General features: G+C 51.1%; 9 protein-coding genes. All 9 read right to left on the bottom strand.

Going from position 1 to position 6,654, the window contains the following annotated elements; all coding sequences use genetic code 11:
* Positions 1-331: GTP-binding protein (locus tag ACZ6J2_RS17555; protein ID WP_227647507.1), on the bottom strand; the 331-nt coding region annotated here is incomplete at its 3' end.
* A gap of 69 nt (positions 332-400) precedes the next feature.
* Positions 401-2,515 carry an elongation factor G gene (gene fusA / locus ACZ6J2_RS17550; protein WP_033146789.1) on the bottom strand — a complete coding sequence of 705 codons (2,115 nt, stop codon included), beginning with the start codon at positions 2,513-2,515 and terminating at the stop codon, positions 401-403.
* Between the two features lie 96 nt (positions 2,516-2,611).
* Positions 2,612-3,082 (bottom strand): 30S ribosomal protein S7, encoded by a 471-nt coding sequence (gene rpsG / locus ACZ6J2_RS17545; protein ID WP_004106370.1) that lies wholly within the window; start codon positions 3,080-3,082, stop codon positions 2,612-2,614.
* Positions 3,083-3,178: 96 nt separating this feature from the next.
* Complete coding sequence (gene rpsL, locus ACZ6J2_RS17540; RefSeq protein WP_000246815.1) at positions 3,179-3,553, bottom strand: 30S ribosomal protein S12; 375 nt, start codon at positions 3,551-3,553, stop codon at positions 3,179-3,181.
* A gap of 124 nt (positions 3,554-3,677) precedes the next feature.
* Positions 3,678-3,965 (bottom strand): sulfurtransferase complex subunit TusB, encoded by a 288-nt coding sequence (tusB, locus tag ACZ6J2_RS17535; protein WP_033146790.1) that lies wholly within the window; start codon positions 3,963-3,965, stop codon positions 3,678-3,680.
* A gap of 7 nt (positions 3,966-3,972) precedes the next feature.
* Positions 3,973-4,332, bottom strand: a complete 360-nt coding sequence (gene tusC, locus ACZ6J2_RS17530; RefSeq protein ID WP_033146791.1) for a sulfurtransferase complex subunit TusC — start codon at positions 4,330-4,332, stop codon at positions 3,973-3,975.
* Positions 4,332-4,718: a sulfurtransferase complex subunit TusD gene (gene tusD, locus ACZ6J2_RS17525; RefSeq protein ID WP_471726326.1), complete on the bottom strand. Its 387-nt coding sequence runs from the start codon at positions 4,716-4,718 to the stop codon at positions 4,332-4,334. Before tusD ends, tusC begins: the two co-directional genes overlap by 1 nt.
* Complete coding sequence (locus ACZ6J2_RS17520) at positions 4,718-5,440, bottom strand: helix-turn-helix transcriptional regulator (RefSeq protein ID WP_014171909.1); 723 nt, start codon at positions 5,438-5,440, stop codon at positions 4,718-4,720. The genes tusD and ACZ6J2_RS17520 overlap by 1 nt, the downstream gene beginning before the upstream one ends.
* A 166-nt stretch (positions 5,441-5,606) precedes the next feature.
* Complete coding sequence (gene fkpA / locus ACZ6J2_RS17515; protein WP_023309460.1) at positions 5,607-6,425, bottom strand: FKBP-type peptidyl-prolyl cis-trans isomerase; 819 nt, start codon at positions 6,423-6,425, stop codon at positions 5,607-5,609.
* Positions 6,426-6,654: the final 229 nt, after the last annotated feature.

Below are 6,654 nucleotides of genomic sequence, written 5' to 3'. Positions count from 1 at the left end.
CGTCAGTCGCAGCAACAACCAGGATCGCGCCGTCCATCTGCGCAGCACCGGTGATCATGTTTTTAACATAGTCGGCGTGGCCTGGGCAGTCTACGTGTGCGTAGTGGCGAGTCGGGGTGTCATATTCAACGTGGGAAGTGTTGATGGTGATACCACGAGCTTTTTCTTCTGGTGCGTTATCGATCTGGTCGAATGCACGAGCAGAACCACCGTAGGTTTTAGCCAGAACGGTAGTGATTGCAGCAGTCAGGGTAGTTTTACCATGGTCAACGTGGCCGATAGTACCAACGTTGACGTGCGGTTTTGTACGTTCAAATTTTTCTTTAGACACGGCTATATTCCTTACTATAGTGCTCTCCCCTGTGGAGAGAGCACGGGACTTAGGTTTTAATCCTGTGGATTACTTACCACGGGCTTCAATAACGGCCTGAGCAACGTTGTTAGGCGCATCATCATACTTCAGGAATTCCATGGTGTATGATGCACGACCTTTGGTCAGAGAACGCAGCTGAGTTGCATATCCGAACATTTCAGACAGCGGAACTTCAGCGTGGATCTTAACGCCAGTTACTTCGGATTCCTGACCACGCAGCATACCGCGACGACGGCTCAAGTCACCGATAACGTCACCGGTGTTCTCTTCAGGAGTTTCTACTTCAACCTTCATGATTGGCTCAAGCAGAACTGGTTTTGCTTTCTTAAAGCCTTCTTTAAAGGCAATAGACGCAGCCAGTTTAAACGCCAGTTCAGAGGAGTCAACGTCGTGGTAAGAACCGAAGTGCAGACGAACCCCCATGTCAACAACCGGATAGCCAGCCAGAGGGCCCGCTTTCAGCTGTTCCTGGATACCTTTATCAACGGCTGGGATGTATTCGCCAGGAATTACACCACCTTTGATGTCGTTGATGAACTCGTAACCTTTCGGGTTAGAGCCCGGCTCCAGTGGGTACATGTCGATCACAACGTGACCGTACTGACCGCGACCACCAGACTGCTTAGCGTGTTTACCTTCAACATCGGTAACTTTCGCGCGAATCGCTTCGCGGTAAGCAACCTGAGGTTTACCCACGTTCGCTTCAACGTTGAATTCACGCTTCATACGGTCAACGATGATGTCCAGGTGCAGTTCACCCATACCAGCGATGATGGTCTGGTTAGATTCTTCATCAGTCCATACGCGGAATGATGGGTCTTCTTTCGCCAGACGGCCCAGAGCCAGACCCATTTTTTCCTGGTCAGCTTTGGTTTTTGGTTCAACTGCGATGGAGATTACCGGCTCAGGGAATTCCATACGCTCCAGAATGATCGGGTGATCCGGGTCACACAGGGTGTCACCAGTGGTCACGTCTTTCAGACCGATAGCTGCAGCGATGTCGCCCGCACGAACTTCTTTGATCTCTTCACGTTTGTTAGCGTGCATCTGTACGATACGGCCAAAACGTTCACGCGCCGCTTTCACAGAGTTCAGGATGGTGTCACCGGAGTTAACCACACCAGAGTAAACGCGGAAGAAGGTCAGGTTACCCACGAATGGGTCGGTAGCAATTTTGAACGCCAGTGCAGAGAATGGCTCTTCGTCGCTTGCGTGACGCTCAGCCGGAGTATCTTTACCGTCGTCCAGGATGCCGTTGATCGCAGGTACGTCAACCGGGGATGGCAGGTAGTCAACTACCGCATCCAGCATCGCCTGAACACCTTTGTTCTTGAACGCAGAACCACAGGTTACCAGGATGATTTCGTTGTTCAGAACGCGCTGACGCAGAGCTTTTTTGATCTCTTCTTCAGTCAGTTCTTCACCACCCAGGTATTTCTCCATCAGCTCTTCAGAAGCTTCAGCAGCGGATTCGATCAGGTTCTGGTGCCATTCGTCAGCCAGGTCCTGCATTGCAGCTGGGATATCTTCGTATTCGAAGGTAACGCCCTGGTCTGCATCGTTCCAGTTGATGGCTTTCATTTTCACCAGGTCGATAACGCCGGTGAAGCCTTCTTCAGCACCAATTGCCAGCTGCAGCGGAACAGGGTTCGCGCCCAGACGGGTTTTGATCTGGCCAACAACTTTCAGGAAGTTAGCACCCATACGGTCCATTTTGTTAACGAACGCGATGCGTGGAACTTTATATTTGTTCGCCTGACGCCATACGGTTTCAGACTGTGGCTGAACACCACCAACTGCGCAATAAACCATTACCGCGCCGTCAAGAACACGCATGGAACGTTCTACTTCGATGGTGAAGTCAACGTGCCCTGGGGTGTCGATGATGTTTACGCGATGCGGTTCGTACTGCTTAGCCATACCTGACCAGAATGCAGTAGTCGCTGCGGAGGTGATAGTGATACCACGCTCCTGCTCCTGTTCCATCCAGTCCATGGTGGCTGCGCCGTCATGAACTTCACCGATTTTATGGTTTACACCGGTGTAGAACAGAATACGTTCGGTAGTAGTGGTTTTACCGGCGTCGATGTGCGCACTGATACCGATGTTACGGTAGCGTGCGATGGGTGTTGTACGAGCCATTTGATTCCTCGTTTATATCTTTAGGCGTTCAGTTAAGTTACCCAGAGCGGGCGGCTTCTCTGAAGCGCCCGCCTGGTGACTAATACTCCGAAGGGATTACCAACGGTAGTGTGCGAACGCCTTGTTGGCTTCTGCCATACGGTGAACGTCTTCACGTTTCTTAACTGCAGTACCTTTGTTGTCTGCAGCATCAGAAAGTTCGTTCGCCAGACGCAGAGCCATGGATTTATCACCGCGTTTACGAGCAGCTTCAACGATCCAACGCATTGCCAGAGCATTACGACGAACCGGACGAACTTCAACTGGAACCTGATAAGTAGAACCACCAACGCGGCGGGACTTAACTTCTACGGTTGGGCGAACGTTGTCGAGAGCGACTTCGAAAGCTTCCAGTTCATTTTTACCAGAACGCTGAGCCAGGGTCTCAAGCGCGCTGTATACGATTGCTTCTGCAGTAGATTTTTTACCATCTACCATCAGGATATTTACAAATTTTGCCAGCAGTTCTGATCCGAATTTCGGATCTGGAAGGATTTTACGCTGACCAATGACGCGACGACGTGGCATGGGAATACTCCGTTGTTAATTCAGGATTGTCCAAAACTCAAAGAGTTTAGTGTGACATTAAGATAAATCAGTTTGGCCTTACTTAACGGAGAACCATTAAGCCTTAGGACGCTTCACGCCGTACTTGGAGCGAGCCTGCTTACGGTCTTTAACACCTGAGCAGTCCAGCGCACCACGAACGGTGTGGTAACGAACACCCGGAAGGTCTTTAACACGACCGCCACGGATCAGGATCACGGAGTGCTCCTGCAGGTTGTGACCTTCACCACCGATGTAGGAAGTCACTTCGAAACCGTTAGTCAAACGCACACGGCATACTTTACGCAGTGCGGAGTTTGGTTTTTTAGGAGTGGTGGTATATACACGAGTACATACGCCACGTTTCTGCGGGCAGGCTTCCAGCGCAGGCACGTTGCTTTTCGCAACTTTGCGTGCACGTGGTTTGCGTACCAGCTGGTTAACTGTTGCCATTAAATAGCTCCTGGTTTTAGCTTTTGCTTCGTAAACACGTAATAAAACGACCTCATACAATATGAGGACGCGAAATTTTAGGGCTACGTCGAAAAGGTGTCAAGAAATATACAGCGATCTCAAATCACCAGTTCATTTGACTGGCGTGCGTCACAGTAAGATTGACGAAATCAGTATAGCCAACCACGTCAATTTTGGCTGAAATTTGACCAGAAAGACCCCGCGCATCCAGATCGTCCTTCAGCGCAGAGACTGTTATGGGGGCATTCGTGAGAATTTCAACGAAACGACTGCCGTCCAGTGCGGCAAGCACGCCATCCTGAATCAGCAGCAGGTCATCACCTTCGCGCAGCATACTCAGTAACGCGTCGATATCACATTGCCACGGTGAATGGCTCAGAGTATGGAGCATGTCAGCCTCAGAAAGTCAGAACGGTGTCGTAGTGGGAAAGGTGTTCGCGCAGTGCAGCAGAAGACAGGACTGTCACATCCAGCACGAAAGGCGTTGCCTCGTTTAAACCGCGCGCGGCCAGGGAGTCGGCACAGACATAGAAGGTTTCGATATCGTAAAGCGGTAATACTTTGAACGTCGCGATGTAATCACGCGCCAGAATGGCCTGAGGCTGTTGCCCCGCCAGAAGCTGAAATACGCCGTCGCCCAAAAAGAAGACACCGATATCTTCGGTCAATGCTGAGGTCGCGAGCAGCGCATCCAGCCCTTCTCTGCCGGACGCATTGCCGTGCGGTGCGGAGGAAAAAACAAACGCGACACGCTTCATCAGAATTGTACCACTCTGTCGCAGGTTAATGCCGCCTGTGCCAGTTCACCCAGACCACTCAACGAAAAGCCGGGCTGCAGGTTAGAACCCGATAAACCAAGACGTGCGGCTTCGGTTGCATCGGTCACGCCGCGGCGCAGTGCCGCCGCCACGCAGATGTGCAGTTCTACGCCCTGCTTTTCGTTTAATGCCTGCCAGGCGCGCACTAGATCAAACTCATCGCTCGCCGGTGACGTAAACTGATTCGCGTTATACACCCCTTCCCGATAGAAGAAGACGCTCGCCAGCTCATGTCCGGCCGCCAGTAGCGCATACGCAAACTGCAGCGCGCTGCTGGCCTGCTGAGTGCCGTACGCCGGGCCTGTCACCATTAACGCAAAGCGCATTACTTGTCTTGTCCCTGGAAATCGCCGCTTTTGAACTGGCGAATATAGAGGTAGACCGTGTGCTTGGAGATGTTCAGACGATCGGCCACCTGGTTGATGGCGTCTTTAATATCAAAAATCCCTTTTTCATAAAGATTGAGCACGATCTGACGATTCTTGGCGTTGTTCGAGACGTTGCGATCGGCATTCACCTCTTCAATCGTAAACTCAAGCGTCTGCGTCACCAGATCTTCAACAGAGGAGGCAAAGTTAACAGAAGAGCCAACATCCGGCGTTTCTGGTGGAATAAAGGTGCTCATGATTTGCGAGAATGGCACATCAAGGTTCATGTTGATGCACAGCAGCCCAATAACACGATGCTCGCGGTTTCGAATCGCGATGGTTTCTGATTTCATCAGCACGCCGCTTTTGGCGCGGGTGAAATAGCATTTGGAGACGCTGCTGTCCGCGCCGGTCATGTCATGCAGCATACGCAATGCAAGGTCGGTAATTGGCGAACCAATTTTACGGCCAGTATGCTCACCATTCGCAATGCGGATGGCGGAACACTTCAGATCTTGCAGGGAGTGCAATACGATTTCGCAGTGGGAGCCAATGAGCATCGCTAACCCGTCCACTACCGCTTCGTAGGATTTCAGAATATCGAAGTCGGTCTGATCGAAAGGACGTTGATCCAGCAAATCAAGTTCACTGGTTTCGTTGGTTAAAAGCGACCTGGACATGAAAAAAACACTCCTTTTCAGGAGCCTGTCGTTAGGTTTTCAGGGCAGGCTCATTATCTACACGGACAACTAAATTAATACAGCGTGCGTAGCGCTTTCCAGTGTTAATTATATCTGCCCCACAATAAAAAAACCGCCGCCTGAAAGGCGGCGGTTTTTTTCAACATTACTTCTTAGCAGCTGCGGCTTTATCGTCAGCCGGTGCATCTGCTTTCGCATCCGCTTTTGGTGCCGGTTTGATATCCAGCAGCTCTACGTCAAAGACCAGCGTAGAGTTGGCAGGGATACCCGGAACGCCGGTTTTGCCATAGGCCAGATCCGGTGGGATAACCATCTTGATCTTGCCGCCTTTCTTGATGTTTTTCAGGCCTTCTGTCCAGCCCGGGATCACACCATCCAGACGGAAAGAGAGCGGCTCACCGCGGGTGTAAGAGTTATCGAACTCTTTACCGTCGATCAGCGTACCTTTGTAGTTCACAACAACGGTGTCGCTGTCTTTAGGCGCATCGCCGGTGCCTTCTTTCTCAACTTTGTACACCAGGCCGGTAGAAGAGGTTTTCACACCCTTCTCTTTGGCAAAGGTATCACGGTAGGCTTTGCCTTTCGCTTCGTTGTCTTTAGCGTCCGCGTCCATCTTGGTCTGCGCGGCACCCTTCACGCGCGCTTCGAACGCCTGCAGAGTCTGTTCAATTTCCTGGTCAGACAGCTTGCTCTTATCTGCAAATGCGTCCTGAACGCCCGCGATCAGCTGAGCTTTATCCAGTTTGATGCCCAGTTTCTCTTGTTCTTTCAGAGAGTTTTCCATATAGCGACCCAGAGATGCGCCCAGTGCGTAGGCGGATTTCTGGTCGTCATTTTTGAACGCCGCTTTGCTGTCTGCAGTGGCAGCAGGCTTCGCAGCAGTATCAGCAGCGAATGACAGCGGCGCGTTCAGCGCAACAGCCATCGTCGTCGCCAGCAGCGTTACTTTAAACAGTGATTTCATCCATATCTCCAGGGCCTGGGGACTCTCACCCCAGCGTTAAACGTAAATGAGTTACGTACTATAAAACGTTGCGGAAGAAATCTACAGACAGACACTTCCAATTCTCGCCACTTTTCAGACTATTTTTGTTTAAATAAGTTTCCTGCCAAGGGGATGCGGACTGTACTTAAGGATAAACTCAGTTAAACTGCGCCGCCGCAGGGCCATTATGGCGAATCTGAAATAAACG

This window comes from Enterobacter sp. E14S, from assembly GCF_055666685.1.
The sequence above is the reverse complement of the archived record's forward strand: the minus strand, read 5'-3'. Positions and strand labels throughout refer to the sequence as shown.